The organism is Burkholderia sp. FW306-1C-G01B (genome assembly GCF_058781685.1).
The window spans coordinates 150,486-167,412 of the sequence record NZ_JBYSWZ010000013.1; the positions used below are offsets into that span (position 1 = coordinate 150,486).

At 67.5% G+C, this 16,927-nt stretch carries 17 protein-coding genes; 6 read left to right on the forward strand and 11 right to left on the reverse strand.

Annotated features, from left to right (window positions below):
* Window positions 1-48 precede the first annotated feature (48 nt).
* The 5 genes from purH to AC3WLY_RS25135 form a co-directional block, all read right to left on the reverse strand.
* Window positions 49-1,614 carry a bifunctional phosphoribosylaminoimidazolecarboxamide formyltransferase/IMP cyclohydrolase gene (purH, locus tag AC3WLY_RS25115; RefSeq protein WP_034182747.1) on the reverse strand — a complete coding sequence of 522 codons (1,566 nt, stop codon included), beginning with the start codon at window positions 1,612-1,614 and terminating at the stop codon, window positions 49-51.
* A 44-nt stretch (window positions 1,615-1,658) separates the two neighbouring features.
* Window positions 1,659-1,892 carry a Fis family transcriptional regulator gene (locus AC3WLY_RS25120; protein WP_006476892.1) on the reverse strand — a complete coding sequence of 78 codons (234 nt, stop codon included), beginning with the start codon at window positions 1,890-1,892 and terminating at the stop codon, window positions 1,659-1,661.
* The gene (gene dusB, locus AC3WLY_RS25125; protein WP_174421738.1) at window positions 1,889-2,956 is read right to left on the reverse strand and encodes a tRNA dihydrouridine synthase DusB; all 1,068 of its coding nucleotides are present in this window, start codon (window positions 2,954-2,956) and stop codon (window positions 1,889-1,891) included. The genes AC3WLY_RS25120 and dusB overlap by 4 nt, the downstream gene beginning before the upstream one ends.
* A 116-nt stretch (window positions 2,957-3,072) precedes the next feature.
* Window positions 3,073-4,260 (reverse strand): UbiH/UbiF/VisC/COQ6 family ubiquinone biosynthesis hydroxylase, encoded by a 1,188-nt coding sequence (locus AC3WLY_RS25130; RefSeq protein WP_492332726.1) that lies wholly within the window; start codon window positions 4,258-4,260, stop codon window positions 3,073-3,075.
* Window positions 4,261-4,300: 40 nt separating this feature from the next.
* Window positions 4,301-5,686 carry an aminopeptidase P N-terminal domain-containing protein gene (locus AC3WLY_RS25135; protein WP_175963068.1) on the reverse strand — a complete coding sequence of 462 codons (1,386 nt, stop codon included), beginning with the start codon at window positions 5,684-5,686 and terminating at the stop codon, window positions 4,301-4,303.
* Between the two features lie 186 nt (window positions 5,687-5,872).
* Here AC3WLY_RS25135 and AC3WLY_RS25140 point away from each other — a divergent pair, with 186 nt between their 5' ends.
* Window positions 5,873-6,484, forward strand: coding sequence for a glutathione S-transferase family protein (locus AC3WLY_RS25140; RefSeq protein ID WP_175963147.1), 612 nt, complete (start codon window positions 5,873-5,875; stop codon window positions 6,482-6,484).
* A gap of 104 nt (window positions 6,485-6,588) precedes the next feature.
* Here AC3WLY_RS25140 and AC3WLY_RS25145 read toward each other — a convergent pair whose 3' ends face one another.
* From AC3WLY_RS25145 to AC3WLY_RS25155, 3 genes are all read right to left on the reverse strand, one after another.
* Complete coding sequence (locus AC3WLY_RS25145; protein ID WP_072436307.1) at window positions 6,589-8,208, reverse strand: FMN-binding glutamate synthase family protein; 1,620 nt, start codon at window positions 8,206-8,208, stop codon at window positions 6,589-6,591.
* 118 nt (window positions 8,209-8,326) lie between these two features.
* Window positions 8,327-9,475 (reverse strand): tRNA 2-thiouridine(34) synthase MnmA, encoded by a 1,149-nt coding sequence (mnmA, locus tag AC3WLY_RS25150; RefSeq protein ID WP_175963067.1) that lies wholly within the window; start codon window positions 9,473-9,475, stop codon window positions 8,327-8,329.
* Entirely contained in the window at window positions 9,472-9,981 is a 510-nt protein-coding gene (locus AC3WLY_RS25155; protein WP_049030822.1) for an NUDIX hydrolase, read from the reverse strand. Before AC3WLY_RS25155 ends, mnmA begins: the two co-directional genes overlap by 4 nt.
* A gap of 286 nt (window positions 9,982-10,267) precedes the next feature.
* Here AC3WLY_RS25155 and AC3WLY_RS25160 point away from each other — a divergent pair, with 286 nt between their 5' ends.
* Genes AC3WLY_RS25160 through AC3WLY_RS25170 form a run of 3 tightly spaced genes read left to right on the forward strand, consistent with a single transcriptional unit; the run spans window position 10,268 to window position 13,196 of the window.
* Window positions 10,268-11,407, forward strand: coding sequence for a Re/Si-specific NAD(P)(+) transhydrogenase subunit alpha (locus AC3WLY_RS25160; RefSeq protein WP_034182753.1), 1,140 nt, complete (start codon window positions 10,268-10,270; stop codon window positions 11,405-11,407).
* Window positions 11,408-11,418: 11 nt separating this feature from the next.
* The gene (locus tag AC3WLY_RS25165) at window positions 11,419-11,745 is read left to right on the forward strand and encodes an NAD(P) transhydrogenase subunit alpha part 2 (protein WP_034182754.1); all 327 of its coding nucleotides are present in this window, start codon (window positions 11,419-11,421) and stop codon (window positions 11,743-11,745) included.
* Window positions 11,742-13,196 (forward strand): NAD(P)(+) transhydrogenase (Re/Si-specific) subunit beta, encoded by a 1,455-nt coding sequence (locus AC3WLY_RS25170; protein ID WP_175963066.1) that lies wholly within the window; start codon window positions 11,742-11,744, stop codon window positions 13,194-13,196. Before AC3WLY_RS25165 ends, AC3WLY_RS25170 begins: the two co-directional genes overlap by 4 nt.
* Window positions 13,197-13,370: 174 nt before the next feature.
* On the opposite strand, the gene AC3WLY_RS25175 is transcribed toward AC3WLY_RS25170, so the two are convergent.
* A complete protein-coding gene (locus AC3WLY_RS25175) occupies window positions 13,371-14,057 on the reverse strand; it encodes a helix-turn-helix transcriptional regulator (protein WP_034182756.1) in 687 nt (228 codons plus the stop codon).
* A 73-nt stretch (window positions 14,058-14,130) separates the two neighbouring features.
* Window positions 14,131-14,535: a VOC family protein gene (locus AC3WLY_RS25180; RefSeq protein WP_072436303.1), complete on the reverse strand. Its 405-nt coding sequence runs from the start codon at window positions 14,533-14,535 to the stop codon at window positions 14,131-14,133.
* A gap of 169 nt (window positions 14,536-14,704) precedes the next feature.
* Here AC3WLY_RS25180 and AC3WLY_RS25185 point away from each other — a divergent pair, with 169 nt between their 5' ends.
* Together AC3WLY_RS25185 and AC3WLY_RS25190 are read left to right on the forward strand one after the other, a co-directional pair.
* Window positions 14,705-15,037: an ArsR/SmtB family transcription factor gene (locus tag AC3WLY_RS25185; RefSeq protein ID WP_072436302.1), complete on the forward strand. Its 333-nt coding sequence runs from the start codon at window positions 14,705-14,707 to the stop codon at window positions 15,035-15,037.
* Window positions 15,030-15,494, forward strand: coding sequence for an SRPBCC family protein (locus tag AC3WLY_RS25190; RefSeq protein ID WP_347067963.1), 465 nt, complete (start codon window positions 15,030-15,032; stop codon window positions 15,492-15,494). The genes AC3WLY_RS25185 and AC3WLY_RS25190 overlap by 8 nt, the downstream gene beginning before the upstream one ends.
* Before the next feature lie 60 nt (window positions 15,495-15,554).
* Here the strand turns inward: AC3WLY_RS25190 and AC3WLY_RS25195 are convergent, their stop codons facing one another.
* Complete coding sequence (locus tag AC3WLY_RS25195; RefSeq protein ID WP_492309283.1) at window positions 15,555-16,856, reverse strand: THUMP domain-containing class I SAM-dependent RNA methyltransferase; 1,302 nt, start codon at window positions 16,854-16,856, stop codon at window positions 15,555-15,557.
* Between the last annotated feature and the right edge of the window lie 71 nt (window positions 16,857-16,927).

Consider the following 16,927-nt stretch of genomic DNA (forward strand, 5'->3'; position numbering starts at 1 on the left):
TGCGACGCCGCCGGGTTTTCGTGCAACGGCCGCGCGGGCCGCGTGCGATCAGTGACGGAAGTGGCGCACGCCCGTCAGGATCATCGCGATGTTGTGCTCGTCGGCTGCCGCGATCACTTCGTCGTCGCGCACCGAGCCGCCCGGCTGGATCACGCAGGTCGCGCCGGCCGCCACGACGACGTCGAGGCCGTCGCGGAACGGGAAGAACGCATCCGACGCGACGGCCGAACCGGCCAGCGTCAGGCCCGCGTTCTGCGCCTTGATGCTCGCGATGCGCGCGGAATCGACGCGGCTCATCTGGCCTGCGCCGACGCCGAGCGTCATGCCGTTGCCGCAGAACACGATCGCGTTCGACTTCACGTACTTCGCGACTCGCCACGCGAACAGCAGGTCGTCCATTTCCTTCGGCGTCGGGTGGCGCTTCGTCACCACGCGCAACTCGTGCGGCTGCACGTTCTTCGAATCGAGCGACTGCACGAGCAGGCCGCCGCCCACGCGCTTCAGGTCGAATGCGTTATGGCCGTCGCCCAATGCGATTTCGAGCAGGCGCACGTTCTGCTTCGCGGCGAACACCTGCTTCGCGGCGTCGGAGAACGACGGCGCGATCAGCACTTCGACGAACTGCTTCGCAACAGCCTGCGCGGCCGCTTCGTCGACTTCGCGGTTGAACGCGATGATGCCGCCGAACGCGGAGGTCGGGTCGGTCTGGAACGCCTTCGCGTACGCGTCGGCCGAGTCGTTGCCGACCGCGACGCCGCACGGGTTCGCATGCTTGATGATCACGCAGGCCGGTGCGTCGAACGTCTTCACGCATTCCCACGCCGCATCCGAATCCGCGATGTTGTTGTACGACAGTTCCTTGCCCTGCAGCTGGCGGTAGTTCGCGAGCGCGCCGGCCGGCGTCGAGATATCGCGGTAGAACGCCGCGCTCTGGTGCGGGTTTTCGCCGTAGCGCAGGTCCTGCACCTTGTCGAACGCCATGTTCAGCGTCGCCGGGTACGCATTGCGCGACGCGTGCTTCAGCTCGTCGGTCAGGCTCGTCAGGTAGTTCGTGATCGCGCCGTCGTATTGCGCGGTATGCGCGAACACCTTCGTCGCGAGGCGGAAGTTGGTCGGGTAGCCGACCGTGTTGCCGTTCGCCTTCATTTCATCGAGCACGACCGCGTAATCGGCCGGATCGACGACGACCGTCACGTCGCGGTGGTTCTTCGCAGCGGAGCGCAGCATCGTCGGGCCGCCGATGTCGATGTTCTCGATCGCGTCGGCGAGCGTGCAGTCGTCCTTCGCGATCGTCGCGACGAACGGATACAGGTTCACGACGAGCAGGTCGATCGTCGGGATGCCGTGCTGTTCCAGCGCCTGCATGTGCTCGGGCAGGTCGCGGCGCGCGAGGATGCCGCCGTGCACCTTCGGGTGCAGCGTCTTCACGCGCCCATCGAGCATTTCCGGAAAGCCCGTGTAGTCGGCCACTTCGGTAACGGGCAGGCCCGCGTCGGCGAGCAGTTTCGCGGTGCCGCCCGTCGACAGCAGCTTGACGCCGAGGTCGGACAGCGACTTCGCGAAGTCGACGATGCCGGTCTTGTCGGAAACGGAAATGAGCGCTTGCTTGATCATGATGGAACCACCAATAGCCAGGGAAACGGGGACGGGACGGCCGACTACAGCAGGCCGTGCTGCTGCAGCTTCTTGCGCAGCGTATTGCGATTGATGCCGAGGTACTCCGCGGCGAGCGACTGGTTGCCGCCTGCCTGTACGAGCACGACCTCGAGCATCGGCTTTTCGACGCAGGACATCACCATTTCATAGACGTCGTGCGGATTGGAGCCGTCTAGATCCCGGAAATACACGTCCAGGCTCTCGCGGACACATTGTTCGATGTTGTGCTTGCTCATGCTGCTAACTGGTTATGGTCGTCCGACTCGCCCTGGCCGTTTTCCTCTTCGTCATCGACGTAGACGAGATGGTCCGACAGCGCCTTTTGCGCCTCGAAGAATGCATTGACGGCGGCGAGCTGCTCGCGGGAGGAATCGAGCGTGTTCATCCTGTGCCGGAACCCGTTGGCACCGGAAAGGCCGCGAGTGTACCAGCCGATGTGCTTGCGCGCAGTACGGACTCCCGTGAATTCACCATAGAAAGCGTAGTGGTCTTCCAGGTGTTCGTTCATCACGTGCTGGATCTCGTCGATCAACGGCGGGGGCAGCAGCTCGCCGGTTTGCAGGAAATGATCGATTTCGCGGAACAGCCACGGCCGTCCTTGCGCGGCACGACCGATCATCAATGCGTCGGCGCCCGTTGCGTCGAGCACGGCCTTCGCTTTTGCGGGCGACGTGATGTCGCCGTTTGCGACGACCGGAATTCGCACGGCCGCCTTCACGGCCGCGATGGTGTCGTATTCGGCGTCGCCGCGGTACAGGTCGGCGCGCGTGCGGCCGTGCACGGTGAGCATCGAGATGCCGGCGGCTTCGGCCAGCCGCGCGACCGTGATCGCGTTCTTGTGCTCGCGATCCCAGCCGGTGCGGATCTTCAGCGTGACGGGCACCGCATCGGGCCCCGTGCCGACCGCCGCGACGACGGCCTCGACGATCCGCTGCACGAGCGGCTCGTTCTGCAGCAGCGCGGAACCGGCCGCGACGTTGCAGACCTTTTTCGCCGGGCAGCCCATGTTGATGTCGATGATCTGCGCGCCGTTATCGACGTTGTAGCGTGCCGCTTCGGCCATCATCGCCGGGTCGGCGCCGGCGATCTGCACCGCGATCGGCTCCACTTCGCCTTCGTGGTTCGCGCGCCGCATCGTCTTCGCGCTTTTCCACAGCTGCGCATTGGACGCGACCATCTCGGACACGGCGTAACCGGCTCCCAGCCGCTTGCACAGCTGGCGGAACGGACGATCCGTCACCCCGGCCATCGGGGCGACGAACAGGTTGTTACGCAATACGTGAGAGCCGATAACGGGCATCGCAATGGCACCGCCCGCGACCGGCGCGGGCATGAAAAGGGCGGAGGGAAAACGCGTATTTTACCGTATTCCCATGCCCCGCCGATTTGACCCGGTTTGTGTGGCGCGCCCGCGCGTCAGTTGCGCTGGCCGAACATCATCTGGCGCGCGATCGCCTTCTTGAGCGGCGGCACGAATTCGAGCGCGGTGAGCGCGGCGCCGCGCAGCAGCGGGAGCGGGCCCGTGTCGATCGTGAACAGCCGCGCCAGCGTGTCGGTCGCGCCGATCGTGAAGCGCCGGTCGAGCGCGCGGCGCGCGTTGAAGGTCGCAAGTGCGGTCGCATCGAAGCGCTGCGCGGACAGCGCGTCGACGAGCGTATGCGCGTCGCGCAGCCCGAGGTTGAGCCCCTGGCCCGCGACGGGGTGCAGGGTTTGCGCGGCATTGCCGACGATCGCGACGCGGCCGCTGACGAGCGTTTGCGCGGCGTTCAGCCCGAGCGGGAACGATGCGCGGCCCGCGATCGCGACGAACTGGCCCATGCGTTCGCCGAACGCGCTGCCGAGCTCGCGCAGGAACGCGTCGTCGGGCAGCGCCGCGCGGCGTGCCGCTTCGTCGGGCGTGCAGCACCAGACGAGCGCGTAGTCGGCCTGGCGCGGCCCGCCGAGCGGCAGCAGCGCGAGCGGGCCTTCGTGCGTGAAGCGTTCCCATGCGACGTTCGGGCGCGGCGCCGATACCGTGACCGTGCCGACGAGCGCGGTCTGCCCGTAGTCGCGGCGATGCTTGCCGGCGTCGGCGTGCTGTTCGTGGAACAGCCCGCCTTCGGCGTTGATGACGATGCGCGCGCGCAGCGTGCGCTCGCCCTGCGGGCCGTCGAGCGTCAGCGTGACGCCGTCGGCGTCCTGCTGCGGCGCGCGCGCGGTGGTCGACGTGAGCCAGTCGACGCGGGTGCCGCGCACGGCACCCGCGAGCGCCTGCACGAGCGAGCCGTAGCGCACGACATAACCGAGCGCGGCGAGGTCGTGCTCGTCGCGGTCGATCAGCGTGCGGCCGAAATGGCCGCGCTGCGATACGTGGATATGTTCGATCGGCGTTGCGTCGGCAGGCCACGCGAGCGTGTCGAGCAGCACGCGGCTGCCGTGCGAGACGGCGATCGCGCGCGGGTCGTTCGCGCTCGCGGCCGGTTCGCGCGCATCGATCAGCGCGATCGACGCGTGCTGCGTTGCGCTGCGGCGCGCGAGCCAGCCGGCGAGCGCGAGCCCGACGGGGCCCGCGCCGACGATGGCGAGGTCGTAATCCGGTGTGGCCGGGGAGGAAGCGGTCGTCATCTTGATTCGTGAAACGGAGGTAACGGTCGGCAGCGGCCGGTCATGCGCCCGCGCGCATCAGCGCTTCGATCTCGGCGGCGTCGACAGGCACGCCGCGCGTGATCAGCTCGCAGCCGTGCTCGCGCACGATTGCGTCGTCCTCGATGCGGATGCCGATGTTCCAGTACTCGGGCGGCACGTCGTCGGCTGCGCGCACATACAGGCCGGGCTCGACCGTCAGCGTCATGCCGGGCTTCAGCGTGCGCCACGGCAGCGCGCCGTTGCCGTCGCGCTCGGCGAGCCGCTCGCGGTAGTCGCCGCAGTCATGCACGTCCATGCCGATCCAGTGGCCCGTGCGGTGCATGTAGAAGCGCGTGTACGCGCGCTCGGCGATCACGTCGTCGACGTTCGAGAAGCGTGCTTTCGGGATGATGCCGGTATCCAGCAGCCCCTGCGCGAGCACGCGCACGGCCGCATCGTGCGGCGCCTCGAACGGCACGCCCGCGCGCGTCGCATCGATCGCGGCCTGCTGCGCGGCGAGCACGATGTCGTATAGCGCGCGCTGCGCGGGCGAGAAGCGCCCGTTGGCCGGGAACGTGCGCGTGATGTCCGATGCGTAGCCGTCGAGTTCGCAGGCGGCGTCGATCAGGATCAGGTCGCCGTCCTGCGCGGCCGCGTTGCCGGCCGGGTAGTGCAGCACGCACGCGTTCGCGCCGGCCGCGACGATCGAGCCGTACGCAGGCGCCTGCGCGCCGTGCTTGCGGAACGTATACAGCAGCTCGGCCTCGAGTTCGTATTCGCGGATGCCGGGGCGGCACGCCTGCATCGCGCGGCGGTGCGCGAGCGCGGAGATGTGCGCGGCGCGCATCATGATCGCGAGTTCGTGTTCGTCCTTCACGAGCCGCATGTCGTCGACGAGCGGCGTGAGGTCGAGCATCGCGTCCGGCGCGGCGACGCCCGAGCGCGCCTGCGCGCGCACCGCGTCGAGCCAGCCCGCGAGCTGCCGGTCGAAGTCGGCCGACGCGCCGAACCGGTAGTGCACGGTGCCCGCATCGGCGAGCAGGCGCGGCATCTCGGTGTCGATCACGTCGACCGCGAACGCCGCGTCGAAGCCGAACGCATCGCGCGCGGCTTCGGGCCCGTAGTGGAAGCCTTCCCAGATCTCGCGGTCGACGTTCTTGCCGCGGCAGAACAGGATCGACTCCGGCGCGCCGTGCGGCGCGGCCGCGTTCAGCACGAGCACGGCATCCGGTTCGGTGAAGCCCGTCAGGTAGTGGAAGTAGCTGTCGTACCGGTACGGGTAGGCCGTATCGCGGTTGCGCAGCAGTTCCGGCGCGGTGGGGACGATGGCGACGCCGCCGCCGGCGGCGCGCAGTGCGGCAAGCACGCGTTCACGGCGCTGGCGGTAGACGTCGACGGCGATGGCGGTATCGTGGGGCGCATTCATCGTGCGATTGTAGCGCCGGCGGACGCGGCGCGTGAGAGAGGGGCGGGAAGCCGCGCCGGAAGGACCGCTACGGCGGCTGTTGCAAACCATCCACAGGCCGGCCGGGCGATTTTCTACCGCGCGCCGCTGGCCGGTTATGATCGGCGACAACGTATACTCTCGGCGGTTCCCTTAAAAAGGCAGATGATGAAATTAATCGGTTCGCTCAGCAGCCCGTACGTCCGAAAGGCGCGGATCGTGCTCGCTGAAAAGAAGATCGACTACAAGCTGGAGCTCGAGAACGTGTGGGCGCCGGAGACGGATATTCATGCATCGAATCCGCTCGGCAAGGTCCCGTGCCTCGTGATGGAAGATGGTGCCGCGGTGTTCGATTCCCGCGTGATCTGCGAATACGTCGATACGCTGTCGCCGGTCGGCAAGCTGATTCCGCCGTCGGGTCGCGAGCGCGTCGAAGTGCGCTGCTGGGAAGCGCTGGGCGACGGCGTGCTCGACGCGGCGGTCGCGATTCGTCTCGAACACACGATGCGCGACGAGGCGCAGCGCAGCGCGAGCTGGATCGCGCGCCAGCAGCGCAAGATCGACGATGCGCTCGTTGCGATGTCACAGGGTCTTGGCGGCAAGACGTGGTGCGTCGGTAATCATTACTCGCTCGCCGACATCGCGCTCGGCTGCGCGCTCGGTTATCTCGACTTCCGGATGCCCGAGGTCAACTGGCGCGATCGCCACCCGAACCTCGACAAGCACTTCGTGAAGCTGCTGCAGCGGCAGTCGTTCGCCGACACGCTGCCGCAGAACTGAGCCGCTGCCGGCCACGCAGTCACACATTCGGCAGACGAAAGAAAAGCGCCCCGCGGGGCGCTTTTCTTTTTGCCGGGCCGCCCGGAGCGGGGCGGTTGCGAGCGTCACTCGATCGACGCGTAGACGGTCTCGCCGAGCGTGAACGAATCGCTGCGCGCAATCGGCCACCACTTGTCGTACAGCGAGAAGCCGCAATGGTTGCCGTCGAGCAGCGCGCCGGGCTTCAGGTATTTCAGCAACTGCGACATCAGCCGGACCTCGTGCGGCGCGATGCGCTGCACGATGTGATGCGCGCGCAGCTCGGACGGATGCGCGAGGCCGGCCGCCTGCACGAGTTCCTGCAGCGCGTGCAGCGTATTGCGGTGGAAGTTGTACACGCGGTCGGCCTTGTCGGGCACGACGAGCGCGCGCTGGCGCACCGGGTCCTGCGTCGCGACGCCGGTCGGGCAGCGGCCCGTGTGGCAGGTCTGCGCCTGGATGCAGCCGACCGCGAACATGAAGCCGCGCGCCGAGTTCACCCAGTCCGCGCCGATCGCGAGCGTGCGCGCGACGTCGAACGCGGTGATGATCTTGCCGCTCGCGCCGATCTTCACGCGGTCGCGCACGCCGATCCCGACGAGCGTGTTGTGCACGAGCAGCAGCCCTTCCTGCAGCGGTACGCCGACGTGGTCGGTGAATTCGAGCGGCGCCGCGCCCGTGCCGCCTTCCGCGCCGTCGACGACGATGAAGTCCGGCACGATGCCGGTCTCGACCATCGCCTTCGCGATCCCGAAGAATTCCCACGGATGGCCGACGCACAGCTTGAAGCCGGTCGGCTTGCCGCCCGACAGCGTGCGCAGCCGTTCGACGAATTCGAGCAGCCCGCGCGGCGTCGAGAATTCGGAGTGCGTCGCGGGCGAGATGCAGTCCTTGCCCATCGGCACGCCGCGCGTCTCGGCGATCTCCGGCGTGATCTTCGCGGCCGGCAGCACGCCGCCGTGGCCGGGCTTCGCGCCCTGCGACAGCTTCACCTCGATCATCTTGACCTGCGGATCGGCGGCCTGCTTCGCGAACTTGTCGGGGTTGAACGTGCCGTCGTCGTTGCGGCAGCCGAAGTAGCCCGACGCGATTTCCCAGATGATGTCGCCGCCGTTCTCGCGGTGGTACTTCGACAGCGAGCCTTCGCCAGTGTCGTGCGCGAAACCGCCTTTCTTCGCGCCGAGGTTCAGCGAGCGGATCGCGTTCGCGGACAGCGAGCCGAAGCTCATTGCCGAGATGTTGAAGATCGAGATGTCGTACGGTTGCGCGCGATTCGCGCCGACGCGGATGCGGAAATCGTGGTTCGGCAGCTTGGTCGGCGCGAGCGAGTGGCTGATCCATTCGTGCGCGACGGCCTTCACGTTCAGCTCGGTGCCGTACGGGCGATTGTCGGCGACGTTCTTCGCGCGCTGGTAGACGAGGCTGCGCTGCGCGCGCGAGAACGGTTTCTCGTCGGTGTCGTCCTCGACGAAGTACTGGCGGATCTCGGGGCGGATGAACTCGAACAGGAAGCGGAAATGGCCCCAGAGCGGGTAGTTGCGCAGGATCGCGTGACGGTCCTGCTTCAGGTCGTACAGGCCGAGCGCGACGAGGGCGGCGGGGATCAGGATCCACAGCCAGGAGAGTGCGTGGATCGACGCGAGCGCGGCCGTCGCGGCGAGCAGCAGGACGGCACACCACATCGCCAGATAGCGTCGTGAAAGCATGGGGACTCCGTAAGAATCTTGAAATGCCGCCATGCGTGCGCTGCGCGGCGGCACGCCGACCGCGGCGGAATCGTGTTCCGCCGGGCGCGGCGTGCCGCAAGTCTAAACCGAATAGGTGTCAGCGTGCTTCGGCGAGCGCCGGTGCGTGGCCTTCCGCGGCTGCGGCCTGGCCGGGCTGGCCGGTTGCCGCGAACTCGATGATGCCGCCGCCGAGACAGATCTCGCCGTCGTACAGCACGGCCGACTGGCCGGGCGTGACGGCCCACTGCTCGGCGTCGAACGCGAGCGAGAAGCGCTCGCCGCCGGCATGCGCGAACGTGCACGCGGCATCGGCCTGCCGGTAGCGCGTCTTCGCGCCGCACGCGAAGCCTTCCGCCGGCGGCTCGCCGGCGACCCAGCTCACGTTGCCGGCGACGAGCTGCCGCGACAGCAGCCACGGATGATCGTGGCCCTGCACGACATACAGCGTGTTCGACGCGATGTCCTTCGCGGCGACGAACCACGGCTCGCCGCTGCCGCTCTTGCTGCCGCCGAGGCCGATGCCCTTGCGCTGGCCGAACGTGTAGAACGCGAGGCCGATGTGCTCGCCGACGACCTTGCCGTCGGGCGTCTTCATCGGGCCCGGTTTCGTCGGAAGGTAGCGGTTCAGGAAATCGCGGAACGGCCGTTCGCCGATGAAGCAGATGCCGGTCGAATCCTTCTTCTTCGCGTTGGGCAGCCCGATCTGCGCGGCGATCTCGCGCACCTTGGTCTTCGGGATCTCGCCGAGCGGGAACATCGTCTTCGACAGTTGCGCCTGGTTCAGCCGGTGCAGGAAGTACGACTGGTCTTTCGTATGATCGAACGCCTTCAGCAGTTCGAAGCGCCCGTCGCGCTCGCGCACGCGCGCGTAGTGGCCGGTCGCGATCATTTCGGCGTCGAGCGACATCGCGTGATCGAGGAACGCCTTGAACTTGATCTCGGCGTTGCACAGCACGTCGGGGTTCGGCGTGCGGCCGGCCGAGTATTCGCGCAGGAACTCGGCGAACACGCGGTCCTTGTACTCCGCCGCGAAGTTGACGGCTTCCACGTCGATGCCGATCAGGTCGGCCACCGACACGACGTCGATCCAGTCCTGGCGCGTCGAGCAGTATTCGCCGTCGTCGTCGTCTTCCCAGTTCTTCATGAACAGGCCGACCACGTCGTAGCCCTGTTCCTTCAGCAGCCACGCGGTCACCGACGAATCGACGCCGCCCGACATGCCCACCACTACACGGCGCTTGCTCATTTGTTGACCGCCTGACGTTCGAATGCTTCGGGGCGCGGCGCGACCGAATGCGTGTGCACGAAATCGAGCGGAATGCGCCGCCCGGCGAGATAGTCGTCGACGCATCGCATCACCGCGGGCGAGCGGTGGCGCTCGCTGCATGCACGCAGTTCGTCGGCCGTCATCCACAGCGTGCGGACGATGCCGTCGTCGAGCACGTGGCCCGCGACCGGCTCGCCGGCCGTGCCGCAGAACGTGAAGCGCAGGTAGGTCGCGCCGGCGGTGCCGGGGCGGTCGTAGTGCGCGAGATAGACGCCGACGAGCGCGTCGGGCGTGAACGGGTGCGCGGTTTCCTCGAGCGTCTCGCGGATCACGGCGTCGGCCAGCGTTTCGCCTGCTTCGAGATGGCCGGCCGGCTGGTTGATGCGCAGGCCCGTCGAGGTTTCTTCCTCGATCACGAGAAAGCGGCCGGCGTGCTCGACGAGCGCGGCGACCGTCACATGCGGGGTCCAGATTTCGGGTTTCATGGTTCGGCATTTTACCGGTTGCGCCCGAACGCTGCCCGGCGTCTGATCTGACGATAGGCGAATCCGACCCTCGCAAACCGGCCGTCCTGCCGATGCGTGGCGCTGCGAGTCGAGTGAATGTCGCATTCGCGCACGATCGTGCGGAATGTACTGGCGCGACCGTCGCTTTCGGTTAAAGTGCAGCGTGAACGCCGTTGCCCGTGAGCCGGTAAGTCAGCCTGTCCGGCTCGTTGTGCAGTAAAAATCGCAAGAAAAGAAATACTGACAATGACTGGAGGAACTGACGATGCATATTGGAGTGCCTGCTGAAACGCGGGCGAACGAGGCGCGTGTGGCCGCGACGCCGGAAACCGTGAAGAAATACGCGGCTGCCGGCCATCGCGTCAGTATCGCGAAAGGGGCCGGCGTCGCAGCCAGTTATCCCGACCAAGCCTATGCGGCCGCCGGTGCCGAATTGACCGACCAGTCGGCTGCTTTTGATGCCGACATCGTGTTGAAGGTCCAGGCGCCCACCGACGCGGAACTGCCTTCGCTGAAGCGCGGCTCCGTGCTGGTCGGCATGCTCGAGCCTTTCAACGGCGAGCAGGCGGCGAAACTGGCCGCGGCCGGCGTGACGGGCTTCGCGCTCGAAGCCGCGCCGCGCACGACGCGCGCGCAGAGTCTCGACGTGCTGTCGTCGCAGGCGAATATCGCGGGCTACAAGGCCGTGCTCGTCGCCGCGGCGCTGTATCCGCGCTTCTTCCCGATGCTGATGACGGCCGCAGGCACCGTGAAGGCCGCGCGCGTGCTGATTCTCGGCGCGGGCGTCGCTGGCTTGCAGGCGATCGCGACCGCGAAGCGGCTGGGCGCCGTGATCGAGGCTTCCGACGTGCGGCCGGCCGTGAAGGAGCAGATCGAGTCGCTCGGCGCGAAATTCCTCGACGTCCCGTTCGAAACCGACGAAGAGCGCGAGGCCGCGCAGGGTGTCGGCGGTTATGCGCGCCCGATGCCGCCATCGTGGCTCGGCCGCCAGGCCGCGCTCGTGCACGAGCGTGCGAAGCAGGCCGACATCGTGATCACCACCGCGCTGATTCCCGGGCGCCCGGCGCCGACGCTGATCTCGGTCGAAACCGCGCAGTCGATGAAGCCGGGCTCGGTGCTGGTCGATCTCGCGGCCGGCCGCGGCCCGGAATTCGACGGCAGGAAGAGCGGCAACTGTCCGCTGACGGTCGCCGACCAGGTGATCGTGCACAACGGCGTGACGATCGCCGGCTACACGAATCTTGCATCGATGGTCGCGTCGGACGCGTCGGCGCTGTACGCGCGCAACCTGCTCGACTTCATGAAGCTGATCGTCACGAAGGAAGGCACGCTGAACATCGACCTGACCGACGACATCGTCGCCGCGACGCTGCTGTGCCGCGACGGTGAAGTCACGCGCAAATAACGGGGGAGACCATGGAAGTCATCAATCACACGGTGATCAACGTGATCATCTTCGTGCTGGCGGTGTACGTCGGCTACCACGTCGTCTGGAACGTCACGCCGGCGCTGCATACGCCGCTGATGGCCGTCACCAACGCGATCTCGGCGATCGTGATCGTCGGCGCGATGCTCGCGGCGGCGCTCACCGTCGGCGTGACCGGCAAGTTCTTCGGCACGCTCGCGGTCGCGCTCGCGGCCGTCAACGTGTTCGGCGGCTTTCTCGTGACGAGGCGAATGCTCGAGATGTTCCGCAAGAAGGAGCCCAAGCGTGTCGAGGGCGGCAAGGAGGGCGCGCGATGAGCATGAACGTCGTTACCCTGCTGTACCTCGTCGCATCGGTGTGCTTCATCCAGGCGCTGAAGGGCCTGTCGAACCCGAAGAGCGCGCGGCGCGGCAACCTGTTCGGGATGGTCGGGATGGCCATCGCGATCCTCACGACGGTCGCGCTGATCGTCAAGCAGGCGGCCTGGCTCGGCGCGAACCTGCCGCTCGGCATTGCGCTGGTGCTCGGCGCGCTGGTCGTCGGCGGCGGTGTCGGTGCGTTCGTCGCCGCGCGCGTCGAGATGACGAAGATGCCGGAGCTCGTCGCGGCGATGCACTCGCTGATCGGTCTCGCGGCCGTGTGCATCGCATATGCGGTGGTGTCGGAGCCGGAAGCGTTCGGGCTCGTGCCGCAGGACGCCGTCGCGTCGAACTTCATCCCGTACGGCAACCGCGTCGAGCTGTTCATCGGCACGTTCGTCGGCGCGATCACGTTCTCCGGGTCGGTGATCGCGTTCGGCAAGCTGTCGGGCAAGTACAAGTTCCGGCTGTTCCAGGGCGCGCCGGTCGTGTATGCGGGCCAGCACCTGATCAACCTGATGCTCGCGATCGCGATGCTCGGCTTCGGCATCCTGTTCGTCATCACGCAGGCGTGGCTGCCGTTCATCATCATGACGGCGATCGCGTTCGTGCTCGGCGTGCTGATCATCATCCCGATCGGCGGCGCGGACATGCCGGTGGTCGTGTCGATGCTGAACTCGTACTCGGGGTGGGCCGCGGCCGGCATCGGCTTCTCGCTGAACAACGCGATGCTGATCATCGCCGGCTCGCTGGTCGGCTCGTCGGGCGCGATCCTGTCGTACATCATGTGCCACGCGATGAACCGTTCGTTCTTCAACGTGATCCTCGGCGGCTTCGGCGGCGAGGCGGCCGCCGGCGGCGCGGCGGGCGCGCAGGAGCAGCGGCCGGTGAAGTCGGGCTCGGCCGAGGATGCGTCGTTCATGCTCGGCAACGCGGAATCGATCGTGATCGTGCCGGGCTACGGGCTGGCCGTCGCCCGCGCGCAGCACGCGCTGAAGGAGCTGACCGACAAGCTGATCGAGAAGGGCGTCGACGTGCGCTATGCGATCCATCCGGTTGCCGGGCGGATGCCGGGGCACATGAACGTGCTGCTCGCGGAAGCGGAAGTGCCGTACGACATCGTGTTCGAGATGGAGGACATCAACGGCGAGTTGGGTCAGGCCGACGTGGTGCTGGTGCTCGGTGCGAACGACGTCGTGAACCCGGCCGCGAAGAACGATCCGAAATCGCCGATCGCGGGGATGCCGATCATCGAGGCGTACAAGGCGCGCACGGTGATCGTCAACAAGCGTTCGATGGCGGCTGGCTACGCGGGCCTCGACAACGATCTCTTCTACATGGACAAGACGATGATGGTCTTCGGCGATGCGAAGAAGGTCATCGAGGACATGGTGAAGGCCGTCGAGTAGCGTACGCACCGGCAACGCGGGCGCCTGCTTCAATGCAGGGGCGGTCCGCCCGGACAGGCCCGACCGGCGCAAGCCGGCCGGGTCTTTTTCATGGGCGCGACGAGGTTCGCGATGCACGCGGAGATCGCGTCGCGCACGCGCACGATCGCCGGATCGCATCGGCGCATCGGCGCATCAGCGCATCGGCGCTTCCGCGATCCGCATGTAGTCGGCGATCCGCCGTCCTTCCATGTCCGGAAACTGCTCGTGCACGGTGATGTCGCCCATCCGCGCGATATCGAAGGTGCGGAAATCGTCGCGCAGCTCGCACCACGCGCCGATCGTCCAGCGCCCGCCCCAGTAGACGAGCCCGAGCGGCCACACGCGGCGTTGCGAATGCGCGCCGAGCCGGTCGCGGTAGCCGAAGCTGACGATGTGGCGCGTGTCGATGGCCTGGTGGATCGCGTCGACCTTCGCGCAAAACGTCTCGTCGATGTGGAACGACGGCGCGAACACGGGCAGGCGGTCGAGCGCCGTGCGCTTGTCGGCCGGCATCGCCGACGCGATCTTCGCAAGCGCCGAGCGGGCGCCGCTCGCGAAGCGCGCACCGCCCCAGGTCTCGAGCATGCGCGCGCCGGTGGCGAGCGCCGCGAGCTCCTCGGCCGTGAACGTGAGCGGCGGCAGGCTTGCGTTGCGGTTCAGCCGGTAGCCGATGCCGGCTTCGCCTTCGATCGGCACCCCTGACAGTTGCAGGTCGCGCACGTCGCGATAGACCGTGCGCGGCGACACCGACAGCCAGTCGGCAAGCTGCTGCGCGGTCGTGAGACGGCGCCCGCGCAACAGCTCGGCGATCTGGAACAGGCGGTCGGCACGGCGTGTCATGGCAGCACCTCGATTCCAACGGCTAAGGGGACTTCGCGATGATAGCGCCGCACCGCCCCGATGGCCGATGCGCTCAATGGCATTTCGGCGCGTGCAGGCCGACGCGGTTGCCTTCGGTATCGATCAGGTAGCCGATGTAGCCGTAGTTGTTCGGCAGCTCGACGACCGAGCCCTGCACGACGCCGCCCGCGCGCTTCGCGCGCTCGAGCGCCGCGACGACCGAGTCGCCGGCGTTCAGGTAGACGAGCACGCCGTTCGCGCTCGGCTTCATCTGCTGCGGATCGAACACGATGCTGCCGCCCGTGCTCGACGCCTCGTGATCGAACATCGCCATCGGCACGCCGCCGATGACTTCGCGCTGCAGCGTGGTTTGCAGCACGGTTTCATAAAAGCGGATCGCGCGGTCGAAATCGAGGGACGGAATGTCGAACCAAGCGATTGCGCGTTCCAGGGTTGCGGTGGCAGTTGCGGACGTCATGACGAACTCCTTGTTGCGTTGTTATTCGGGTTCTGTGTGGAAACCAGCGTTGCATTGCGCCGGGATTGCAGTGTGATCGCGGCCTGCTGACACCGTATTGTCAGTAGAGTTGTCATCCTTGACATGCAACTATTTGGTTGCATAATAAGACCATCGACCCGGGAGCGGCATGGATCTCGTTTTCAAGGCGCTGGCCGATGCCACGCGCCGTCAGTTGCTCGACCTGCTGCATGCGAAAAGCGGCCAGACCCTGTCCGGGCTGTGCGACGGACTCGCGATGAGCCGGCAGGCCGTGAGCAAGCATCTTGCGCTGCTCGAGGCCGCGAACCTCGTCGCGACCGCATGGCGCGGCAGGGAGAAGCTGCATTACCTGAATCCGGTGCCGATCCACGACATCGCGGAACGCTGGATCGGCAAGTTCGAGCGTCAGCGCCTGCAGGCGCTGGCGGATCTCAAGCGCGGGCTGGAAGCGGCCCGCGGCACAGGAGACGACGATGGGTAATCCCGCCTTTGTGTACGTGACCTTCATCGCGGCGACGCCCGAGCGCGTGTTCGACGCGCTGACCAACGCCGAGCTGACGAAGGACTACTGGGTACGGCATCGCAACGCGTCGCCCGACTGGCGGCCGGGCTCGCGATGGGAACATCAGGACTACGACGATCCGTCGCGGGTCGACATCGTCGGCGAAGTGGTCGAGAACGATCCACCGCACCGGCTGGTCGTCACGTGGCGTACGCCGTCGGGAGACGGCGAGGAATCGCGCGTGACCTATCTCGTCGAGCCGCACGAGGGCGTCGTGAAGCTGACCGTCACGCACGACGGGCTCGTGGCCGGTTCGGAGATGGATCGCGGGATTCGCGGCGGGTGGCCGGTCGTGCTGTCGAGCCTGAAGACGCTGCTCGAGACGGGGCACGCACTGCCGTTCACGATGGGGCGCTGGTCGAAGTCGAAGCACTGACGCGCGCCGGCGGGAGGAGCGCGCGGGCGCCGCGATGGCGGCCCCGCGCAATGGTGTCGCTTACGCGTCGCCTTCCGGCGCGGCCGGGCGCGCCTTCACGCTGCCGGCGATCAGGTCGAAGCGGAACAGCCGGCATTCGAGCGCGCCGTTGAACAGCGGCGTCTTCGCCGATTCGCGCAGCCGCAACTGGCCCGGCAGCGAACGGTCGGACGTCAGCAGGAACGCCTGCCAGCCCGTGAAGCGCTGTTTCAGCGCATCGCCGAGCGCGTTGAAGAACTCGCTGTCCGGCGCGTCGGTATGCGTGCGGCGGAACGCGTCGTCGTTGCCGCGGTTGCGGCCCGTCTCGCGCACTTCGCCGCGCGCACTGCGGCCGCGCACCTCGATCCGCTCGCCGTACGGCGGGTTCGCGAGGATGATGCCCGGCCCGTCGCACGGCGGCGTCATCCCGCGTGCGTCGACCTGCTTGAGCCACACCGACGGCACGCCCGCGCGCTCGAGGTTCGCGCGCGCCTTCTCGAGCATGTCGCCGGAAATGTCGCTGCCGTACACGCCGAGCGCATCGCCGCGCTTGCCGCGCGCCGCGCGCTTCGCGTCCAGCGCCGGGACCTTCAGCCCCTGCCACGCGGTGATGTCGTACTGCTTGAGCTTTTCGAAGCCGAACCGGCGTTCGACGCCCGGCGCCACGCCGAGCGCGATCTGCGCGGCTTCCGCGAGGAACGTGCCGCTGCCGCACATCGGGTCGTACAGCGGCGTGCCGGGCGTCCAGCCCGTCAGGCGCAGGATGCCGGCCGCGAGGTTCTCGCGCAGCGGCGCCGCGCCCTTGTCGAGGCGCCAGCCGCGCTTGAACAGCGGCTCGCCCGACGTGTCGAGGTACAGCGTGCACTCGTTGGCCGTCAGGAACGCGAACACGCGCACGTCCGGCGCACCCGTGTCGATGCTCGGGCGGGCGCCGGTCTTGTCGCGCATCCGGTCGCAGATCGCGTCCTTCACGCGCAACGTCGCGAATTCGAGGCTTTTCAGCGGCGACTTGATCGCGGTGATGTCGACGCGCAGCGTCTGCGTCGCCGCGAACCAGCGCTCCCATGGCTGCTCGAGCGCGAGTGCATAGACATCCTGCTCGTTGCGGTACGCGCGGTGCGCGATCTTCAGCAGGATCCGGCTCGCGATCCGCGAATGGAGGTTCGCGGCCATGCCGGCGGCCCAGCCGCCGCTGAAATGGACGCCGCCCGGCACCTGCGCGCCCGCGGTGAACGGCGCGCCGCTCAGGTGGCGGCCGGCGATTTCGGCCAGCTCGGCGGCAAGCGCCGCTTCGAGGCCGCGCGGGCAGGGGGCGAAGAATTCGTACAGGGTGGGCGAGGACATAAGGCGGGTGAGGACGTGCAAAAGTCCACCATTGTACGCGGCGCGGGCGACCGGGGCCGGCGTTTCGGCGC